The 18,567-nt window shown below is 71.5% G+C and carries 19 protein-coding genes; 12 read left to right on the forward strand and 7 right to left on the reverse strand.

Annotation, left to right across the window (positions count from 1 at the left end):
• Positions 1 to 28 precede the first annotated feature (28 nt).
• The 3 genes from ACNF49_RS13710 to ACNF49_RS13720 all read right to left on the reverse strand — a co-directional run bounded on the left by ACNF49_RS13710 (position 29) and on the right by ACNF49_RS13720 (position 2,631).
• Positions 29 to 1,492, reverse strand: a complete 1,464-nt coding sequence (locus tag ACNF49_RS13710) for a DUF2079 domain-containing protein (protein ID WP_482943875.1) — start codon at positions 1,490 to 1,492, stop codon at positions 29 to 31.
• A gap of 114 nt (positions 1,493 to 1,606) precedes the next feature.
• Positions 1,607 to 1,978, reverse strand: a complete 372-nt coding sequence (locus tag ACNF49_RS13715) for a DUF8711 family protein (protein ID WP_357978278.1) — start codon at positions 1,976 to 1,978, stop codon at positions 1,607 to 1,609.
• Positions 1,979 to 2,067: 89 nt separating this feature from the next.
• Positions 2,068 to 2,631: a TetR/AcrR family transcriptional regulator gene (locus ACNF49_RS13720; RefSeq protein ID WP_482943876.1), complete on the reverse strand. Its 564-nt coding sequence runs from the start codon at positions 2,629 to 2,631 to the stop codon at positions 2,068 to 2,070.
• Positions 2,632 to 2,681: 50 nt separating this feature from the next.
• Here ACNF49_RS13720 and ACNF49_RS13725 point away from each other — a divergent pair, with 50 nt between their 5' ends.
• Positions 2,682 to 3,776: an FAD-dependent oxidoreductase gene (locus ACNF49_RS13725; RefSeq protein WP_482943877.1), complete on the forward strand. Its 1,095-nt coding sequence runs from the start codon at positions 2,682 to 2,684 to the stop codon at positions 3,774 to 3,776.
• A 63-nt stretch (positions 3,777 to 3,839) separates the two neighbouring features.
• Positions 3,840 to 4,952 carry an aromatic ring-hydroxylating oxygenase subunit alpha gene (locus ACNF49_RS13730; RefSeq protein WP_482943878.1) on the forward strand — a complete coding sequence of 371 codons (1,113 nt, stop codon included), beginning with the start codon at positions 3,840 to 3,842 and terminating at the stop codon, positions 4,950 to 4,952.
• Here ACNF49_RS13730 and ACNF49_RS13735 read toward each other — a convergent pair.
• The gene (locus ACNF49_RS13735; RefSeq protein ID WP_482943879.1) at positions 4,922 to 5,476 is read right to left on the reverse strand and encodes a DUF1707 SHOCT-like domain-containing protein; all 555 of its coding nucleotides are present in this window, start codon (positions 5,474 to 5,476) and stop codon (positions 4,922 to 4,924) included. The two genes, ACNF49_RS13730 and ACNF49_RS13735, sit on opposite strands and share 31 nt — an antisense overlap.
• 179 nt (positions 5,477 to 5,655) lie before the next feature.
• On the opposite strand from ACNF49_RS13735, the gene ACNF49_RS13740 reads away from it, so the two are divergent.
• Positions 5,656 to 6,588 (forward strand): anti-sigma factor RsbA family regulatory protein, encoded by a 933-nt coding sequence (locus ACNF49_RS13740; RefSeq protein ID WP_482943880.1) that lies wholly within the window; start codon positions 5,656 to 5,658, stop codon positions 6,586 to 6,588.
• 10 nt (positions 6,589 to 6,598) lie between these two features.
• The gene (locus tag ACNF49_RS13745) at positions 6,599 to 7,738 is read left to right on the forward strand and encodes a low temperature requirement protein A (RefSeq protein WP_482943881.1); all 1,140 of its coding nucleotides are present in this window, start codon (positions 6,599 to 6,601) and stop codon (positions 7,736 to 7,738) included.
• Here the strand turns inward: ACNF49_RS13745 and ACNF49_RS13750 are convergent.
• Together ACNF49_RS13750 and ACNF49_RS13755 are read right to left on the reverse strand one after the other, a co-directional pair.
• Positions 7,735 to 8,709, reverse strand: a complete 975-nt coding sequence (locus ACNF49_RS13750) for an aldo/keto reductase (RefSeq protein ID WP_482943882.1) — start codon at positions 8,707 to 8,709, stop codon at positions 7,735 to 7,737. The two genes, ACNF49_RS13745 and ACNF49_RS13750, sit on opposite strands and share 4 nt — an antisense overlap.
• On the reverse strand, positions 8,706 to 9,056 hold the full coding sequence (locus tag ACNF49_RS13755; protein WP_357978253.1) for a MerR family transcriptional regulator: 351 nt from the start codon (positions 9,054 to 9,056) through the stop codon (positions 8,706 to 8,708). Before ACNF49_RS13755 ends, ACNF49_RS13750 begins: the two co-directional genes overlap by 4 nt.
• Positions 9,057 to 9,272: 216 nt before the next feature.
• On the opposite strand from ACNF49_RS13755, the gene ACNF49_RS13760 reads away from it, so the two are divergent.
• The 8 genes from ACNF49_RS13760 (at position 9,273) to ACNF49_RS13795 (ending at position 16,368) form a co-directional block, all read left to right on the forward strand.
• The gene (locus tag ACNF49_RS13760) at positions 9,273 to 9,890 is read left to right on the forward strand and encodes a DUF998 domain-containing protein (RefSeq protein ID WP_357978250.1); all 618 of its coding nucleotides are present in this window, start codon (positions 9,273 to 9,275) and stop codon (positions 9,888 to 9,890) included.
• Positions 9,891 to 10,000: 110 nt separating this feature from the next.
• Positions 10,001 to 10,459, forward strand: a complete 459-nt coding sequence (locus ACNF49_RS13765; protein ID WP_357699338.1) for a universal stress protein — start codon at positions 10,001 to 10,003, stop codon at positions 10,457 to 10,459.
• A 103-nt stretch (positions 10,460 to 10,562) separates the two neighbouring features.
• Positions 10,563 to 11,810, forward strand: a complete 1,248-nt coding sequence (locus ACNF49_RS13770; protein ID WP_482943883.1) for an APC family permease — start codon at positions 10,563 to 10,565, stop codon at positions 11,808 to 11,810.
• Positions 11,811 to 12,004: 194 nt separating this feature from the next.
• Positions 12,005 to 12,406, forward strand: coding sequence for a TrmH family RNA methyltransferase (locus ACNF49_RS13775; RefSeq protein WP_357978673.1), 402 nt, complete (start codon positions 12,005 to 12,007; stop codon positions 12,404 to 12,406).
• Positions 12,407 to 12,541: 135 nt separating this feature from the next.
• Positions 12,542 to 13,987: a methionine--tRNA ligase gene (metG, locus tag ACNF49_RS13780; protein ID WP_482943884.1), complete on the forward strand. Its 1,446-nt coding sequence runs from the start codon at positions 12,542 to 12,544 to the stop codon at positions 13,985 to 13,987.
• 60 nt (positions 13,988 to 14,047) lie between these two features.
• Positions 14,048 to 15,025: a phosphotriesterase family protein gene (locus tag ACNF49_RS13785; RefSeq protein ID WP_482943885.1), complete on the forward strand. Its 978-nt coding sequence runs from the start codon at positions 14,048 to 14,050 to the stop codon at positions 15,023 to 15,025.
• A 52-nt stretch (positions 15,026 to 15,077) separates the two neighbouring features.
• A complete protein-coding gene (locus ACNF49_RS13790) occupies positions 15,078 to 15,464 on the forward strand; it encodes an STAS domain-containing protein (RefSeq protein ID WP_352327166.1) in 387 nt (128 codons plus the stop codon).
• A gap of 10 nt (positions 15,465 to 15,474) precedes the next feature.
• Positions 15,475 to 16,368, forward strand: coding sequence for a sigma-70 family RNA polymerase sigma factor (locus tag ACNF49_RS13795; RefSeq protein WP_357978239.1), 894 nt, complete (start codon positions 15,475 to 15,477; stop codon positions 16,366 to 16,368).
• Positions 16,369 to 17,363: 995 nt separating this feature from the next.
• Here ACNF49_RS13795 and ACNF49_RS13800 read toward each other — a convergent pair.
• Positions 17,364 to 18,452, reverse strand: coding sequence for a hypothetical protein (locus ACNF49_RS13800; protein ID WP_482943886.1), 1,089 nt, complete (start codon positions 18,450 to 18,452; stop codon positions 17,364 to 17,366).
• Between the last annotated feature and the right edge of the window lie 115 nt (positions 18,453 to 18,567).

Below are 18,567 nucleotides of genomic sequence, written 5' to 3' on the forward strand. Positions count from 1 at the left end.
GACATTGTGCGGCATCGGGCCCATGCGGTCAGTTCCGCCGGAGCACGACGTACCCGTCGCGTTCGAACACCTTCGTGTACCCCTCGGTCTGGAGCTGCTCGACCCGGTTGCGCTGGTCGTCGGCGGAGCCGAAGGGGAACTCCCAGCGGGCGGTGTCGGCCACGATCCACGGCGCGCCGCGCGGGGCCGCGCTCCACAGCAGGACGGTGGTGCGCGAGGACAGCGCAGGGCCCACGGAGTTGACCGCCTCGACCGTCACCCCCGAGGGCACCCTGCTCACCGCCTCGGCCGCGGCGGCGGCCTTGTCCTCCTTGTAGAAGGCGGGATGGTAGAGCTGGTCGAGCGCGAACCTGGGCACCAGGGTGAGGGCGACGGCGCAGGCCGCGGCGGCCCAGGCCAGCTTGAGTCCCTGACGGTCGGCGCGGCCGGTCCAGCGCAGCAGCCTGGCCAGGCCGTCCACACCGGCGCAGAACAGGATCATCACGGTGAACGCGCTGTACTGGAAGTCGGCCTGCCACCACTGGGGACGGTCGGACAGCAGGCGTTCGAGCACGTGCGGGAGCGCCGCCAGCGACAGCGGCGACAGCAGGCACAGCAGCAACGTCGGCCAGGCCAGCAGGAACAGGGTGTCGACCTTGGCCTCGTCGCTGAGGGGCAGCAGCAGGGCGGCGAGCGGGTCGCGCAGCAGCGCGAGCAGCGCGGCGGGCGCGTCGGGGCCGAGGTGGCCGTAGGCCCAGAAGTCCTTGCTGTCGCCGCCGAACGAGGTGATCAGCAGGCCCCGGACGAGCACGACGGCCCCCGCGCCGACCAGCGCGCAAATGACGCCGCGCAGCCGGTCGCCGACGACGAACAGGTACAGCCCCGCCCCGATCACCAGGAGCCCCATGTCCTCCTTGACGAGCAGGAGCCCGAGCATCGCCAGGAACGCCGGCAGCACGCGTCCGGCGTGGTAGCGCTCGATCATGATCGCGGTGAGCAGCGGGACGAACATCACCTCGTGCGCGTCGAAGGCGACGGCCCGGGCGATCGGCCACGACAGCGCGTACGCCGCGGCGACCAGGTAGGCGGGCCCGACACCCAGCACGCGCCGGGTGAACAGCCACAGGAACGGGATCGCCCCCGCGAACAGCAGCGCCTGGGCCACGACCAGCGACTCGGGCCCGTCGTGCACCCAGTAGAACGGCGCGAGCAGCGCGTAGATCGGCGAGAAGTGGTCGGCGAGCTGGAGGTACTCCGTGCCGCGCTCGTGGAAGACGCCGAGCACGGGCACGTACGGCGGCCGGAGGTGGGCGTAGTTGCGCACCGCCTGGTCCACGATCACCAGGTCGAACGTGGTCGCCCGGAAGGTGGCCAGCTTGACCAGCCCGAGAACGGCGTACGCCACCGCGGCGAGCAGCGCGAGGGCGCCGACCCGCACGCGGTGGCGGAAGAGCACTCTGGCGGGGAGTGCGGTGCCTGCCGGAGGCCGTGCGATCACCGTTTCGTCCGTCACGGCAGCAAGCGTAAGGGGATCATCCGGTCCTGTCCGTTCCCCGTTCCGGCGGACCGGATGACGCGGTCACCGCGCCGGCCTGCCCCCGCAGGCGGTGCGGCGACCGCGGGCCGATCAGGAGCAGGCGGCGGTGATCTTCGAGGTGAAGCCGCTCATCTTGCCGCTGAACTCGGTCGCCTTGCTGATGTCGCCGCTCTCCAGGCTCTCGAAGCCGGCGGCGAAGTCGTTCAGCGCGGCCGCGACGTCGCCGTCGTACTTGCCGGCGAGCTCCTTGGTCTTGGCGGCGGCGGCCTTGGAGGCGTCCCCGAGCGCCGCGGTGTCCGTGGCGTTCTTCGTGATGGCGCCGCTCCACTCGGTGGTGATCTTCGACAGCTCGTTGACGGCGGTGTTGCAGTCAACGGCCTGGCCGACGGCACCGCAGGCGGTGGACAGAGCGGCAAGGGAGATCGTCGCGACTGCGAGGGCGAGTCGGCGAGGGGGAGTCATTTTTGGTGCCCTTCGTTGGTTTTCCGTACGAGGAGGACATTAGCGATCTCTGGTTGATCCCCGCTTGCACGCCGCTAACATTCCGGCCGTCAGGTGGGCGTAAAGCCGCGCAACAGCACGTGAACGACCTGCTCGGCGTCGGGCATGGGCAGGTCGAGCAGCCCGCGGTAGCTCACCAGGCCGGCGAACAGGTCCGTGAGAAGGTCCAGGTCGGCGTCCGGGGACAGCTCGCCGCGGTCGATCGCGCGCTCGTAGACGACCTGCGAGCGCCGCATCCGGGTGCGCATGCCGGTGCGGATGATCTCGGCCACGGCGGGGTCGCGGCCGGCCTCGCCGTACATCTGCCTGGTCAGGCGGGCGACGCCGGGGTGCTGCCACAGGGCGAGGGTGTCGGAGACCACGACGTGCAGGTCGCCGCGGAGCGAGCCGGTGTCGGGGACGGCGACGTGCGTGTCCATGAGGCCGCCGAGTGATTCGAGCAGTATGTCGCGTTTGGTGGCGTAGCGCCGGAACACGCTCGCTCTGCCCACGCCTGCCTCTCTGGCGACGTCGTCCATGGTGAAGTCGAGGCCGTGGGAGAGCAGCAGCTCGGTGGCGGCCTGCCTGATGCGGTGGTCGACCGTGGGATCGGGCTTGCGGCCGCGCGCGGGCATTGTGATACTCCTGGTATCTGATACTGGCAGTCTCTCAAAGTGGGGCTTCTATGAGGGTAATCGTGGCGGGGGCCGGGGTGGCGGGGCTCGCGGCGGCGCGCGGGCTGCTGAACGCCGGTCACGACGTCGAGGTGTACGAGCAGGCGCCCGAGCTGCGCACGGCGGGCGGATCGGTGACCCTCTGGCCCGGCAGCACGGCCATCCTCGACGAGCTCGGCGTCGGGTACGCCGGTCTCGGATGGCGGCTGGAGACCATGGAGTCGTGGGCCGACGACGGCCGCCGGCTGGTCACCGTCGATCTCACCGCGGCCGAGCGGCGCTACGGGCATCCGTGCGTGCATGTGGCCCGGCACGAGCTGGTCGAGGCGCTGTCGGCGGGCCTGCCCGTCGTCTACGGCGCGGGCGTCGAGCACGCCGAGCCGGAACGGGCCCAGGCGCGGCTGGCCGGCGGCCGCACCGTGCGCGGCGACGTGCTGGTGGGGGCCGACGGCCGCAGGTCGGCGGTGCGCCGTGCCCTGTGGGGGGAGGATCCGGCCGTGTTGAGCGGCTGGGTCACCTGGCAGGGCTTCACCACCGCGCCGACCTCGTTGACGCGCTCCCGCCGGGCCGTGATGATCGCCGGACGGCGGGAGCTGTGCGGGCTGATCCCGGCGGGCGCGGGCCGGTTGTTGTGGTGGTTCGACGTCCAGGCGTCGCCCGGCGGGCCGTTCTGGCAGGACGACCCCGCCATCGTGCCGCGGCTAGGCGAGCGGTTCGGCGGCTGGGCCGACCCGGTGCCCACCGTGCTGGAGACGATGGAGGACATCGGCTTCTTCCCGCACCACCGGCAGGCGATCCCCCGGGTCTGGGGCAGGGGTCCGACCACGCTGGCCGGGGACGCGGCCCACACCATGCCGCCCACCATGGCCCAGGGCGCCAACCAGGCCCTGGAGGACGCCTGGCTGCTGACCCGCTCGGCCGGCGGCGACCTGCGCGCGTACGAGCGGGCCAGGGCGCGGATCGCGCGGCGTCCCGCCATGATCGCCGGTACCGAGGTGACCAACAGGCAGCGCTCGTTCGCCGGCCTGGTCCCCGACTGGATGGCGACCAGGATGCACACGGCGTCGCTGCGCCGGTTCAGCACCTACCTCTTGACAGCCTCGTGAAGGCCGCCGGACGATGTCGCATATAGAGCAACTCGGTGCGTAATACGCAACAAGGGGTGTCGGTTGACCACCACGTCGAGCTTGATCTCCACGCTTCCCGGCCGCTCCTACACCGACCCCGACCTGTTCGCCGAGGAACAGGCCAAGATCTTCGAGAGCATGTGGTTCTGCGCCGTGCGCGCCGGCGACCTGCCGAAACCAGGCGCGTTCCGGACCGTCCAGGTGGGCACGGAGAGCGTGATCGTGGTCCGCGGGCGCGACGGGCTGCTGCGCGCCTTCCTCAACGTCTGCCGCCACCGCGGCGCGCGGCTGTGCGTGGAGGAGCGGGGGGAGGTCAGAAGGACGATCAGGTGCGCCTACCACGCCTGGTCCTACGACCTGGACGGCAGGCTGGCCGCCGCCCCCAACCTGGCGAAGATGCCCGACGTCGACCGCGTCGAGTACGGCCTGGTCCCGGTCGGCCTGCGTGAATGGCTCGGGTACGCCTGGGTCTGCCTGGCCGACGAGCCGCCCTCCTTCGAGGACACCGTCACCTACGCGGCCACCGAGCGCCTGGGCGACCCCGCCGCCATCGAGAACTACCACGTCGACCGGCTGGCCCTGGGCCGCCGCGTGGTCTACGACGTCAAGGCCAACTGGAAGCTGGTCGTCGAGAACTTCATGGAGTGCTACCACTGCGCCACGATCCACCCCGAGCTGGTGGCCGTGCTGCCCGAGTTCGCCGGCGGGTACGCCGCCCAGTACTACGTGGGCCACGGCGCGGAGTTCGCCGAGCGCGCCGAGGGCTTCACCGTGGACGGCGGCGCGGGCTTCGGCCGGCTCCCCGACGTGGCCCCGGAGCAGGACCGCCGCTACTACGCGATCACCGTCAAGCCGCAGGTGTTCGTCAACCTGGTGCCCGACCACGTGATCCTGCACCGGATGTTCCCCATGGCAGCCGACCGCACGGTCGTCGAGTGCGACTGGCTCTACCACCCCGACGTGGTGGCCTCGGGGGCCGACCTGACGCCGTCGGTCGAGCTGTTCCACCGGGTCAACGAGCAGGACTTCGACGCCTGCGAGCGGACCCAGCTCGGCATGGGGTCACGCGCCTACCGGGAGGGCGGCGTGCTGGTGCCGAGCGAGCACCACATCTCGGCCTTCCATCAGTGGGTGAACCAGCGCCTGCGCGGATAGCGCACCCGCAGGCCGCCGTAGTTGGCCCGCCCGCCGACCACCAGGTAGAGGACGCCGGGCCGCTGCCTGCCCGGCACGTCGCCGACGACGGTCTGGCCCCAGTCGGTGCGGAAGGCGTCCACGTTCACCGCGGCGCCCTCGGGCACGGTGATCCTGGCGGAGCCGTACCTGAGGTCGAGCTCGAGGTCGACGACAGGGTGGGGGATGACGGCCTGGGACAGGTCGAGGTCGACGCCGCCGTACTGGGAGGAGATCCGCAACCGCCGCGGGACGGCCCAGTCACCCGAACGGCGCACGTGCCCGCTCTTGGACTCCAGCTCCACCACGTCGTCGGCCGGGGCCGCCGCGGCGGGCAGATCGGTGATCAGGTCGAGCAGGTCCCCGTAGGTCCTGGCGGTGAGCGCCAGCCCGAGCCGGTCCTCCAGCTCGGGACGCGTCAGGCGGCCCTCGACGAAGGCGTGCTGGAGCCGCTCCGCCGCGCGCTCCCGGTCCTCGTCGGAGACCCGCATGTGCATTTCCGACATGACCCGAGCATAGGTTCGTGGCGGTCAGAACGGGAGGCGTCGCCCCGAAGGGGTCCGCAGATCGAGGTGGGAGTACCGGCGCCCCCGCGAGGGCCTGCGCACGAGCTGAAGTCGCTTCACGCCCTGTAAATACCCATTTGATTGTCTAAGAGTCCTCATGCGGAGGTACCGTGTGCCTGATGTCGGCGGACCCTTTCGTGCATCCGGCCCTCTTCTACCGAGGTGACCCGGATTATGTGGCTGCCACCACGGGTTTCGTGCGCGAGGGGCTGGCCGCCGGGGAGCCCGTGGCGGTGGCCGTGCCCGCCGCGAACCTCGCCAAGATCGAGGCGGGGCTGGGCGCCGACGCGGCCCGGGTGACCCTGCTCGACATGGGCGTGGCGGGCCGCAATCCGGGGCGGATCATCCCGGCCGTGCTGCGGGCCTTCGCCGACCGGCATCCCGGCGAGCACGTACGGATCATCGGCGAGCCGATCTGGCCCGGCCGCTCGGCGACCGAGTACCCGGCCTGCGCCCAGCACGAGGCGCTGATCAACCTGTCGTTCGCGGGGCGGCGCGTCACGATCCTGTGCCCGTACGACCTGGAGGGGCTGACGCCCGAGGTGCTGCGCGAGGCCGAGCGCACCCACCCCGTGCTGCTCGACGCCTCCGGCGAGCGGCCCAGCCCCCGCTACGCGCCCGACGAGGTCGTCGCGCGGCACAACCAGCCGCTCGCCGAGCCGGCCACGTGCGTCTCGCTGCGCTTCGACCACACCAACCTGGCCTCGGCCCGCACCCTGGCGGCCGGCCAGGCCGAGGCGGCGGGCTTCGGGGACGACCGGCTCGACGACATCCGGCTCGTGGTGGCCGAGCTCGGCGCCAACAGCCTCGACTACGGCGGCGGCGCCGGCCTGATCAGGGTCTGGATCGAGGACGCGCGGCTGGTCTGCGAGGTCGCCGACGGCGGCCACATCACCGATCCGCTGGCCGGGCGCCTGCCCGTCGAGGCACGCCGCTCCGGCTCGCGCGGCCTGCTCATCGTCAACCTGCTCGCCGACCTCGTACGCGTCCACAGCCGCCCCGGCGCGACCGCGGTCCGCGCCTACTTCGACCTGCCGGTCTCTCTGGTGTAGACATCGGAGGATGATCCGGCTGCGGCCCATGCGGGCGCGCGACGCGGGCGAGTCCCACCGCGTCGCCACCAACCTGGAACTCTTCTTCGACCTGTGCTTCGTCGTCGCGGTCTCGTTCGCCGGCTCCCAGCTCCACCACGCGCTCAGCGAAGGGCACCTGGCCGAGGGCGTCCTCGGCTACCTGACGACGTTCTTCGCCATCTGGTGGGCGTGGATGAACTACACGTGGTTCGCCTCCGCCTACGACAACGACGACTGGCTGTTCCGGGTGATCACGCTCGTCCAGATGTCGGGCGTGCTGGTGCTGGCCGCCGGGGTGCCCAGGGCGTTCCAGGAGCACGACTTCCGCGTGGTCTACGCCGGATACGTGATCATGCGCCTGGCCATGGCCGCCCACTGGCTGCGGGCGGCCTGCGGCGACCGTCCGGGCCGGCGGACGGCCGTGCGGTACGCCGCCGGCATCTGCGTCGCGCAGGTCGGCTGGATCCCGCTGCTGGTCGTGCCGGGGGAGTGGTACCTGGCGGCGTTCGCGCTCGGCGTGCTGCTGGAGCTCGCGGTGCCCGTGTGGGCCGAGCGGGGCAGCCCGACCGCCTGGCACCCGCACCACATCGCCGAGCGGTACGGCCTGTTCACGATCATCATGATGGGCGAGAACGTGCTGGCCGCCACGGTCGCCTTCCAGGCCGAGGCGCGTACCGCCGGCCTGCGGCCCGAGCTGATCGTGCTGGCCCTGGGCGCGCTGGTGATCGCCTTCGCCATGTGGTGGCTCTACTTCGACCCGCCGACCGCCGAGATCCTCGACTCCACCAGGCACGCCCTCCTCTGGGGGTACGGCCACTACGCGATCTTCGCGGCGGTCGGGGCGTTCAGCGCCGGGGTCGAGGTGAGCATCGACCACGCGTCGGGCACGTCCCACCTGTCCGCCACCGGGGCGGCGCTGGCCGTGTCGGTGCCCGTCGCGGTGTTCCTGTCGATGGTCTGGCTGCTGCACGTGCGGCCCCACCGCTACGGTCCCGCCGACAGCGCGGCCTTCCTGGGCGCGGCCGTGCTCGTGCTGCTGTCGGCGCTGACGCCGGCGCCGATCCCGCTGACGGCGGGCATCCTGGTCGCGCTGGTGGTCGTGACCGGCGCGACCAGGCGCGCGGCCTAGCGCTCGACCTCCGACATGTTCGGGTAGCGGGCGCCCCGGACGGCGTCCGCGGGCACGGCCCTGGCCAGGGCGTCGAGCTGGTCGGCGGTCAGCGTGACGTCGGCCGCGGCGGCGTTCTCCTCCAGGTACGTCAGGCGTTTCGTGCCGGGGATCGGCACCACGTCGTCGCCCTGGGCCAGCAGCCAGGCCAGCGAGAGCTGGGCGGGGGTGATCCCGGCCGCCGCGGCGATCTCGCGCACCCGCTCGACCAGGCGGGCGTTGTGCTCGGCGTGCTCGCCGGACATGCGGGGCAGGTGCCTGCGGAAGTCGTCGTCGGGGAGCTGGTCGGCGCTCGGCAGCGCGCCGCCGAGCAGGCCCCGGCTGATCGGCGAGTACGCCACCAGCGCGGTGCCCAGCTCCCTGGCCGCGGGCCGGATCTCGGCCTCCAGACCCCGTGTGAACAGCGAGTACTCGCTCTGCAGCGCGGCGATCGGGTGCACGGCGGCGGCCCTGCGCAGCGTGTCGGCGCTCACCTCCGACAGCCCGAGATGGCCCACCTTGCCCTGCTGGACCAGCTCGGCCATGGCGCCGACCGACTCCTCGATCGGCACGTCGGGGTTACGGCGGTGCATGTAGTAGACGTCGATGTGGTCGACGCCGAGCCGCCGGAGCGAGGCGTCGCAGGCCGCCCTGATGTACTCGGGGCTGTTCTCGACCGTGCGGGTGCCGCCCTGGCGGTTGATGCCGAACTTGGTCGCCAGGACGACCTCGTCGCGGCGGTCCCTGACGGCCCGGCCGACCAGTTCCTCGTTGTGGCCGCGTCCGTACATGTCGGCTGTGTCCAGAAGATTCATGCCAAGGTCGAGGGCGCAGTGGACGACGGCAATCGACTCCTTCTCGTCGCCCTGGCCGTAGAACTCCGACATGCCCATGCAGCCCAGGCCGAGGGCCGACACCCGCGGGCCGCCGGTCCCGAGAACACGTGTCTTCATATCCGCTCCCGGTAGGTGTCGATCTTGTGGTCGAGGACGCTCATGTCCGCGCTCAATTCGGCGATCCTGGCCCGGACGCGCTCGCGGTGCAGCTCCAGCATGGCCAGGCGCTCGGCGGAGGTGTGCTCGCCCATCCGGCGCAGCTCCGCGTAGCGGCACATGTCGGCGATGGGCATGCCGGTGGTCCGCAGCTTGGTGAGGAAGTCCAGCCAGCGGAGATCCGCCTCCGCGTAGTCGCGATGCCCGCTGACGTTGCGACCGACCGAGTGGATGAGCCCGATGCGCTCGTAGTAGCGCAAGGTGTGGGCGCTGAGACCCGAACGCTGGGCGGCCTCTTGGATCGTCATGTATCCAGAGTCACCCTTCGAGTGCACTCCAAGTCAAATCGGGGGTGCCGCCGACTGCACCCACCCTGAGGAGGGAGGCCCTACCCAGGGTCGTCTTTCCGCAGGTCACGGGCCCGTCCCCGGACTCTGCCGACCAAGGTATTAGGGGACGGATCAGGGCCCGCTGGGGGCTCATCTCCGATGTCGGTCAAGGCCGCCTTACGCGAGCTTTAAGGCATGAAGGGATTGCTTGTCAGCGGGTTCACGGCCATCGGCACCGGAGCCGGCGCGATGCTCACCTTGCACGCCGAATCGGGTCTCGACCCGTTGCACAGCGTGATCAGCGAGTACGCCTTCCAGGCGTCCGGATGGCTGCTGCCGGCCTCGCTGACGCTGTTCGCCGTGGGGTCCGGGCTGATCGCCGAGGCGCTGCGCCGCTCCGGCGCCAACCGCTGGGTCGTCGCGCTGCTGGTGGCGTGGGGGGCGAGCATGTTCCTGATCGGTGCCTTCCCGACCGACCGTCCCGGGGTGCCGCTCTCGTTGTCCGGAGGCATCCACCGCTACGCCGCCTTCGCCGCCTTCCTGGTGATGCCCGCCGCGGGATTCCTGCTGGCCAAGGCCAGGATCCGGTACGCCAGGACGATGCGCGTGCTGAGCGGCGTGGCCCTCGGGGCGCTGTTGCTGGTCGTGGTCCCGTACGTGGTGCGCATGTTCGGCATCCCCCTGAGCAACGACGACATCCCGGCGGGCCTGACCCAGCGGGTCGTGGTCGTGACCGAGATCGGGGTGCTGGCACTGGCGGGCCTGTCGATGCTCAGGCCGGCGGCGCGGCGGGTGTCGGCCGCGCTGGCGTGACGCCTGGCAGGTTCGCGAGGGGCGGGATGATCTTCCCGTCCCTTTTCGCGTGAGAACGGCCTGCTCCTGGAAAGAGGTAAGGCTCTGACCTCGCCCAAGGAGCTGTGAAGATGACCATTTTGATCGCCTACGACGGTTCGGACGACTCCAAGGCCGCCATCGCGTTCGCCGGGCGGGCCGTGCAGGACAGATCCGCCGTCGTGCTGACCGTGTGGGAGCGGCTGGCGATGACCTCGGCCCGCGCCTCGGCCGGGCTCATGATGACCCTCGACAACACCGCGGCCGAGGACGAGGCGATCGGCCAGGCGATGACCGAGCTGGCCGGGCACGGCGCCGAACTGGCCCGCGAGGCCGGCCTCGACGCGACGCCGCGGTGCGACCTGGACTCGGTGGCGGTGTGGTCGACCATCGTGGACGTGGCCGACGAGATCGACGCCACCCTCATCGTCACCGGGACGCGGGGACTGGGCGGCGTGCGATCGCTGCTGCTCGGCAGCACCTCGGACCGCGTCCTGCACCACGCCAGGCGTCCCGTGCTGGTGGTCCCCGGCCCCGAGGCGACCTCCTGACGGACCCGGCGGCGAGGATGTCGGTGGCGTGCGGCAGAGTGGGGGCCTCGGGATCTCCTGACCGGTGACCCGATCAAGGGTGTAGGCCGGGGGAGGGGGCGGCATGGCCGAGGGCCTGGCGCGGCGGCTGGGCACCGGCGACGCGGTCGTCGTCGGGCTGAGCGCGATGATCGGCGCGGGCGTGTTCGCCGCCTTCGCCCCGGCCGCCGCCGCGGCGGGCGGCTCACTGCTCGCCGCCCTCGCGCTCGCCGCCGTCGTGGCCTACTGCAACGCCACCTCATCGGCCCGCCTGGCCGCCCTCCACCCCGAGTCCGGCGGCACCTACGTCTACGGCAGGCGGCGGCTCGGCCCCTTGTGGGGCTACCTGGCGGGCTGGGGCTTCACCGTCGGCAAGACGGCCTCGTGCGCCGCGATGGCCCTCACCTTCGGCTCGTACGTCGCCCCGGGCGCGGCCCGGCCGCTGGCCGTCGCGGCGGTCGTCGCGCTCACCCTGCTCAACCTGTTCGGTGTCCAGCGTTCGGCCGCGGTCGCCCGGGTGATCGTCGTGCTCGTGCTCGCCGTGCTGGCCGCGGTGATCGTCGCCGGGCTGACGGGGGAGCGGCCGTCCGGAATGCCGGGTGCGGGGCTGTCCGGGGCCGGCCCGTGGGGCGTGCTCCAGGGAGCCGGGCTGCTGTTCTTCGCGTTCGCCGGCTACGCCAGGATCGCCACGCTGGGGGAGGAGGTGCGCGATCCGGCCCGTGCCATCCCGAGAGCGATCGGCATCGCCCTCGGCGTCACGCTCGTCGTCTACACGCTGGTGGCGGTGGCCGCGCTGCGCACGCTCGGGGCGTCCGGGCTGGCCGGGTCCGCGGCGCCGCTGGCCGACGTCGTGCGCCGGGCGGGGGCGGAGTGGCTGGTCCCGGTCGTCGGGGCGGGGGCGGCGGTGGCCTCGCTCGGGGCGCTGCTCGCGCTGCTGCTCGGCGTCTCCCGTACCGTGCTCGCGATGGCCAGGGAGCGTGACCTGCCGGGCGTGCTGGCCGCGGTCGCCCCGGAGCGCCGCGTCCCGCGCCGGGCCGAGGCGGCGGTCGGGGCCGCGGTGGTCGTGCTGCTGCTGGTGGCCGACCTGCGCGGCGCGATCGGGTTCTCCTCGTTCGGCGTGCTGGTCTACTACGCGATCGCCAACGCCTGCGCGCTGACCCTCTCCCGCGCGGAGGGGGCGCCGGTCAAGGCCGTGCCGGTGCTCGGGCTGGTGTTGTGCCTGGTGCTGGCGTTCACGCTGCCGCTCGCCTCCGTGCTCGCGGGGGTGGCCGTCTTCGCCGTGGGGCTGGCCGTCTGGGCCGTACGCCACCGCGCGAGCGGCTCACGGGCGTAGACTGGGCGTGATTCCTCTCGACGATGGCCCGGGCGTGCCGACGAAAGCGCCCTTCTCGTGAACGTCCGCGTAAGGAACCTCCGCCCGGCCGCATGAGCGGCATCCGGGTGCGCACCCCCAGAGAGCTCCGGGCCCAGCGGCGGCGCAGGCGGCCCCGATGTCTCGGCCATCTCACCGTCGCCCCTTTGTGGCCCATGCACGGCGTCAACCTCGGCACCCTGCTGCGTACCTGCGACGCGGCCGGGGCGTGCCTGGCCGTGCCCCGCCTGCCCTGGGTCCCCGAGGCGCTGGCCAGAGGGAACACCCTCAGGGCCGGAGCATGCGTCCATTGGGTCGATCCGCTGCCCTGGCTGGCCTCCCGGCGCGACCGCGTGCTGGGCGTCGAGCTGGCCGAGAACGCCATCAGGCTGGCCGACCTGCCCATGGCCCGCGAGCCGACCGTCGTCGTGCTCGGCCACGAGGCCACCGGCATCCCCGGCGAGGCGCTCGACCTGCTCGACGCCGTCGTGGAGATCCCGATGATCGGCACCGGGGCCAGCCTCAACGTGGCGGTGGCCGGGTCGCTGGTGCTTTACAAGCTGGCCGGGCTGGCCTGAGGCCAGGTACGATGCCGAACATGACGATCAGCACGGTGATGATGACCCCGTAGGGGGTTTCACCGACGACGTCCTGTTGAGGCCCTGCGACCAGGGGCCTCTCGTCGTGTCGGGGCCCCTTTCGGGAGGCGACCGATGTACATCACGACGACCATCCCCTACGTCAACGCCCGCCCGCACCTCGGGCACGCGCTGGAGCTCGTCCAGGCGGACGTGCTGGCCAGGCACCACCGGCGGCGCGGCGAACCCGTGCGGTTCCAGACCGGGACCGACGACAACTCGCTGAAGAACGTGCTGGCCGCCGAGGCCGAAGGGCTGCCGGTGCGGGAGTTCGTGGACCGCAACGCGGCCGCGTTCGAAGGGCTGCGCGAACCGCTGGACCTGTCCTTCGACGCGTTCGTCAGGACGAGCAGCCACCCCGCGCACCGCGCCGGGGTCGAACGCATCTGGAAGGCCGTCGAACGCGACCTCTACCAGCGGCACTACGAAGGGCTCTACTGCGTCGGCTGCGAGCAGTTCTACCCCGAAGAGCCTTGTCCGGAAGGGCACGAGGGGCCCTTGCAGGTGGTCTCGGAGCGGAACTGGTTCTTCCGGCTCTCCCGCTACCAGGACGCCCTGCTCGACCTCATCCGCGGCGGCGGCCTGCGCATCGAGCCGGCCGCCCGGCGCAACGAGGTGCTGGCGTTCGTCGAGGCGGGGCTGGCCGACATCAGCGTCTCGCGGTCGGCGGCGCGCGCCCGCGGCTGGGGCATCCCCGTGCCGGGGGATCCCTCCCAGGTCGTGTACGTGTGGTGGGACGCCCTCGCCAACTACGTCACCGCCCTGGAGGGCGCGGACCACGAGCGCTGGTGGGTGACCGAGCCGGACAAGGTGCACCTGGTCGGCAAGGGGGTGATCCGCTTCCACGCGGTCTACTGGCCGGCGATGCTGCTGGCCGCCGGCGAGCCGCTGCCGTCGCAGATCTTCGTGCACGACTACCTCACCGTGAACGGCCGCAAGATCAGCAAGTCGTCCGGGACGGCCGTCGACCCGGTGGCCCTGGTGGACGCGTACGGCGTGGACGCGGTGCGGTGGTGGCTGCTGCGCGAGGTGCCGCGCGTGGGCGACGCCGACTTCACCGAGGAACGCCTGATCGCCAGGGCCGACGAGGACCTGGCCAACGGCGTGGGCAACCTGGTCAACCGGGTGGCCACCATGGTCCACCGGTTCCTGGACGGCGACGTGCCGGAGGTGCGCGAGGAGTTCGGGCCTGGCGACGTGCACGGCGCGCTGCGGGACTTCGACTTCCGCCGGGCCGCCGGAGCGGTGTGGCGGCTGGTGGAGGAGGCGAACAGGTACGTCGAACGCGTCCGTCCGTGGCAGCAGGCCGCCGGCGATCGGGAGGCGTCGCTGGGCGTGCTGGTGGGGGCGTGCCGGACGCTGGCCGTCCAGCTCGATCCGTTCCTGCCGACGGCGGCGGCGCGGGTGGCGGCGGCGGTGTCGGGGAGCGCCTGCCGCGGCCGGAACCCCTGTTCCCGCGGCTGGCCCGGTGAATCCCGACATGTACCGACGTGCCGATCGGGACTCGCCCTGGACGGTTGACGGTGCGGCAGGGGCGGCCTACGTTGGGCGCACCTACTGACCAGTTGGTATGGAGGTCCCATGCCCACCGTCGACACCGTCCGGGGCCCGATCGACGTCGAACAGCTCGGCCAGACGCTGATGCACGAGCACGTGTTCGTGGTGGCCGCCGAACACGTGGACAACTACGGCAAAGGCTCCTGGTGGGACGAGGAGTTCCGGGTCGCCGACGCCATCGCCAAGCTCGGCGCGGTGGCGGCCAAGGGCGTGCGGACGATCGTCGACCCGACGGTGTGGGGCCTCGGCCGCCACATCCCGCGCATCCAGCGCGTGGCCGCCGAGGTGCCCGGCCTGAACATCGTCGTCGCCACCGGCCTGTACGCCTTCGAGGAACTGCCCCACCAGTACGAGCACCGCGGCCCCGGTCTGTTCCTCGACGTCCCCGACCCGATGATCGACGACTTCGTCCGCGACCTCACCGAAGGCATCGCCGACACCGGGGTGAAGGCCGCGTTGCTGAAGTGCGTGGTGGAGCACAAGGGGCTGACACCCGGCGTCGAGCGCATCTGCCGGGCCGTCGCGCGGGCCCACGTACTGACCGGGGCGCCGATCACCGTCCACACGAACGCCTTCACCCAGAGCGGGCTGCTCGCGCTGGACCTGTTCGCCAAGGAAGGGGTGAACCTGGAGAAAGTGGTCGTCGGGCACGCGGGCGACAGCAACGACCTCGACTACCTGATGCGCCTGGCCGACACCGGCGCGACGCTGGGCATGGACCGGTTCGGTCTCGACGTCTACAACCCGACCGAGCAGCGCGTGGCCACGATCGCGGCCCTGTGCCGGCGCGGCTACGCCGACCGCATGGTCCTCAGCCACGACACCGCCTGCTTCATGGACTACTTCGGCGGCGCATGGGACGAAGCCAGAAACACGCTCGCGCCGAACTGGCGCTACGATCACATTCACGATGACGTTCTGGCCGCACTGCTCGGCTCTGGTGTCACCGATGACCAGATCGAACAGATGCTGGTGTTCAACCCGAGACGCTACTTCTCGTAAAGTGGTCGAGAAGTGACGACAAGTGGGAAACAACGCGGGTAGGTGGAGCTGGGTGACTTCGGAGCAGGCTTTGTCGATCAGCCTCGGACTCCAGGGCCCCTGCGTCATCGCACGGCTGACCGGGGATTTCGACTTCGGGTCCGCGGCCGAGGTGCGCGACCGGGTCACCAAGGCGCTCGACCTCACCCAGCCGCCGCTCCTCGTCATCGACATGCAGGCCGTCAGCGTCTGCGACTCCTCCGGCCTGTCCGTGCTGGTCTACCTGCACAAGGCCGTCACCGCCTCCGGCGGCAAGCTGCTGCTGTCCGGTCTGAACGGCCGGTGCAAGCACCTGTTCGCGATCACCGCGCTGGACAAGTTCTTCGACATCCGCAGCACAGCCGAGCTGGCCATCGCCGAACTCAACGAAGCCGGGAATTCGCCGCCGTTTACCGGGTAGTTGCCGGTACATGTCGGCCGCAGAGCCCGACCTGCTCGGCATGTACCTGGAGCAGATCGGAAAGAACCCCCTGCTCTCCGCCGCGGACGAAGTCGACCTCGCCCGGCGGATCGAGGCAGGACTGTACGCGGGCCACCTGATCGAGCGCGGCGCCGCGACACCGGAGCTCGAAGCCGTCGTGCGCGACGGGCGGCGGGCCAAGGACAAGCTGATCAGGTCCAACCTCCGCCTGGTCGTCGCCGCCGCCAGGCGGTACGCCTTCCGCGGGCTGCCGCTGCTCGACGTCATCCAGGAGGGCAACCTCGGGCTGATCAGGGCCGTGGAGAAGTTCGACTACACCCGCGGGTACAAGTTCTCGACGTACGGGATGTGGTGGATCCGCCAGGCCATCGAACGCGGCATCCACGACAAGAGCCGCACCGTACGGCTGCCCATCCACGTGGCCGAGGACCTGTCGCGGCTGCTCAGGGTCGAGCGGCAGCTCGCCACCGACCTGGGCCGCGAGCCGACGGACGGCGAGCTCGCCGCGTCGGCGTCGCTCACCGCCGGCCAGGTCGCCGCGTTACGCAGGCTCGGCCAGGAGGTGGTCAGCCTGGACCTCCCGGTCGGCGAGTCCGGCGAGAGCCGCATCGCCGACATGATCGCCGACGAGGACGGGGTGGGGGTGCAGGAGGTCGCCGAACGCCGCGCCATGAGCGCCGACGTCCGGGACGTGGTCACGTCGCTGCCGCCGCGCGAGGCGTTCGTCATCAAGCTCCGGTACGGACTCACCGGGCAGAAGGCGGAGAGCTACAGCGAGATCGCGGACCGGCTCGGGCTCACCAGGGAACGCATCAGGCAGCTGGAGAAGCAGGCACTGAAACGCCTCCGCCAGTACAGCCCCCTCCTGGCCTGGGCCTCCTGACCCCCCAGCCACCGCCCGCCGCCCCTGTTCCCTAGGCTTCATGACCTTCCGGTCACCGACCGGCGGGCCCCTGTCACCCGTGGCCCCTTACCCCGCCTTTTCACCCGCCGCCCCGGACGGCGGGCGTCGTTGCCCGGTCGCCCATCGGCCTTGGACGGTGGGCGTCGTAGCGCAGTCACCTGGTCGGTCCCGGACAGCGGACGGGGGCCGAGCGCGTGCTCGGCCCCCGTTCTCCTCGGGTCTTCGGGTCAGGCGGTGACGAGGAGCGCGACCCCGATCAGCACCGCAACCGGGACGAGCCACATGACGGCCTCGACAGCGAACTCCTTGTACATCGCGCAAGTCTCCCTCGAAACGCCCAAGTGGGGCACCGCTATACGTCACTGCGCAGCATAGCCGCCCCCACCCCCGACTCGATCCACCCACATCCCAGCCGACGCCCCCGATACCCCTCCCCAAGGCCCGACCGTCTGTCCACCGTTCACGGCGGCGGCTCCCATCCATGGATTTTCCTCAAGGCGCAGTCGTCTCGTCGGCCGTTCGTGGTGGCGGCTGCCGTCTATGGCCCGCCTCAAGGCGCAACCGTCTGCCGATTGCTCGCTGCGACGGCTGCCAGCACGGCCTTCGCTCAAGCCCCAGCTCGACCATCGGTCGTTCGCGGCCGTCCATGGCCTGCCTCAAGCACCAGTCGCCCGTTGGTCGTTCGTGGCGAGGGGCGACATCCACGGACTTCGCTCAACACGCAGCCGCCAGTCGGCCTCGCACCGGTGGTCGCGTGCCGGCTCGGTGTCGCCCGCCGTCGCCAAGCGGTCCAGGCGCCGTCAGTGCTCAGCCGTCGCCTGGGTGCACCCCACGTCACCGACCCTGTTGCCGAATCCGGCGGATGGCCACCGCGCGGCCGGGCTTACCCGGTGAGACGTCGCGGTCAGTGGCACAGTCGGTGGCCGGGTTCGTCACGGTCAGGAGGCGTCGCCGGGCGATGGGGACCAGCCAGGTCACAGGTGCTGGCGGGCGATGCGTTTGCCGAGCCCCGCCAGGGACTCGTCGGCCATCAGCGCGGGCAGGCGCGGCGCGTCCACGTCGATCTGGTGCAGTACGGCGGGATGGGCACCGTTGAAACGGCTCCACGCCCGGACGACCTCCGGCATCGCCGCCACCGCCGGGTCCGACAGGATGGCCTCCCTCGGCAACCACGACGTCAGGAACTGGCTCACCCGCGCCGGACTCCACCAAAGCGGACGCTCACCCACGAACTCCGCCAACTTCTCGAACGCCTCCCGCGCCCCCGGCACATCGGGCAGATCATGGAAGTCGGCCATCGTGCCGTCGGGCGCCTGCCGTACGAGCCCGGGCACCGCGAGGGCCCGCGCGATGGCCAGCGGACGGACGGCGGCCAGCGTGTCGGCCACCTGAGCCCCCATGATCCGGTCGCCCAGCTCGAACGCGTCCAGCACCCGCCCGGCCACCACCCCCGGCTCGGCCGGGCTCAGGCCCAGGTCGTCGAGGAACTTGACCTCCTCGACGACGGCGTCCACCGCGAGGCCGCCGTTGGGCTGGTCGATGCCGACGACGAGGATGTGCGGCTCCTTGCCGTTCGCGTACCTGAAGGACAGGACGGCCAGGGTCTGCTCGCCGAACGGGTCGGCCTTGCCGTACCAGGCTCCTTCGCAGGTCACCTGACCCATGCGGCGCACCCAACCGGGCAGCCCGAGATCGGCCTCCGTCGTCCCGGGAACCTCCACTCCCAGAACCCGCAGCACACCCGCCCCTGGCCCTGCCTCCGACGCGGCCGCGGATTCCGCCCCCGCGCCCGACTCGGATTCCGGCCCCAGTTCCGCCTCGACTGGCTCGGCCGACTCCTGATCAACGTCCGGATGGGATTCCGCCCCAGGCCATCCGGTCCTGTCGACCGCGGCCAGGGCAGCGAGGGTGAGACGAGACTCAGCGCTCCCGTCCTCGGCCAGCTCGCGCAGGAACGGCCTCACCTCATCGGGCTCCAGAGCAGCGGTGAGCCGGGCCGCCCAGAGCTCGGTCCGCAGCGGCGAGCGCCAGCGAAGCAGGTCGCGGGCTTGGCCGACAGCCATGGAAAACACAGTTGTCCTCACCCTCCGACCGTATCGCCCCCCACCAAGAACCCCCCGCCCAGCCGGTAACTGGGCCAGCCTGAACGGTGGGCTGGTGGCAGGGGGCAGCCCTGAC

This window comes from Actinomadura sp. ATCC 39365, assembly GCF_054392275.1.

Coding starts and splice junctions, on each gene's coding strand:
- ACNF49_RS13770 (WP_482943883.1), top strand. CDS start 10,563: ATGGCCGAGGGCCTGGCGCGGCGGCTGGGCACCGGCGACGCGGTCGTC.
- ACNF49_RS13760 (WP_357978250.1), top strand. CDS start 9,273: ATGAAGGGATTGCTTGTCAGCGGGTTCACGGCCATCGGCACCGGAGCC.
- ACNF49_RS13740 (WP_482943880.1), top strand. CDS start 5,656: ATGTCGGCGGACCCTTTCGTGCATCCGGCCCTCTTCTACCGAGGTGAC.
- ACNF49_RS13735 (WP_482943879.1), bottom strand. CDS start 5,476: ATGTCGGAAATGCACATGCGGGTCTCCGACGAGGACCGGGAGCGCGCG.
- ACNF49_RS13795 (WP_357978239.1), top strand. CDS start 15,475: ATGTCGGCCGCAGAGCCCGACCTGCTCGGCATGTACCTGGAGCAGATC.
- ACNF49_RS13775 (WP_357978673.1), top strand. CDS start 12,005: ATGCACGGCGTCAACCTCGGCACCCTGCTGCGTACCTGCGACGCGGCC.
- ACNF49_RS13720 (WP_482943876.1), bottom strand. CDS start 2,631: ATGCCCGCGCGCGGCCGCAAGCCCGATCCCACGGTCGACCACCGCATC.
- ACNF49_RS13765 (WP_357699338.1), top strand. CDS start 10,001: ATGACCATTTTGATCGCCTACGACGGTTCGGACGACTCCAAGGCCGCC.
- ACNF49_RS13755 (WP_357978253.1), bottom strand. CDS start 9,056: ATGACGATCCAAGAGGCCGCCCAGCGTTCGGGTCTCAGCGCCCACACC.
- ACNF49_RS13785 (WP_482943885.1), top strand. CDS start 14,048: ATGCCCACCGTCGACACCGTCCGGGGCCCGATCGACGTCGAACAGCTC.
- metG (WP_482943884.1), top strand. CDS start 12,542: ATGTACATCACGACGACCATCCCCTACGTCAACGCCCGCCCGCACCTC.
- ACNF49_RS13715 (WP_357978278.1), bottom strand. CDS start 1,978: ATGACTCCCCCTCGCCGACTCGCCCTCGCAGTCGCGACGATCTCCCTT.
- ACNF49_RS13750 (WP_482943882.1), bottom strand. CDS start 8,709: ATGAAGACACGTGTTCTCGGGACCGGCGGCCCGCGGGTGTCGGCCCTC.
- ACNF49_RS13725 (WP_482943877.1), top strand. CDS start 2,682: ATGAGGGTAATCGTGGCGGGGGCCGGGGTGGCGGGGCTCGCGGCGGCG.
- ACNF49_RS13745 (WP_482943881.1), top strand. CDS start 6,599: ATGATCCGGCTGCGGCCCATGCGGGCGCGCGACGCGGGCGAGTCCCAC.
- ACNF49_RS13800 (WP_482943886.1), bottom strand. CDS start 18,452: ATGGCTGTCGGCCAAGCCCGCGACCTGCTTCGCTGGCGCTCGCCGCTG.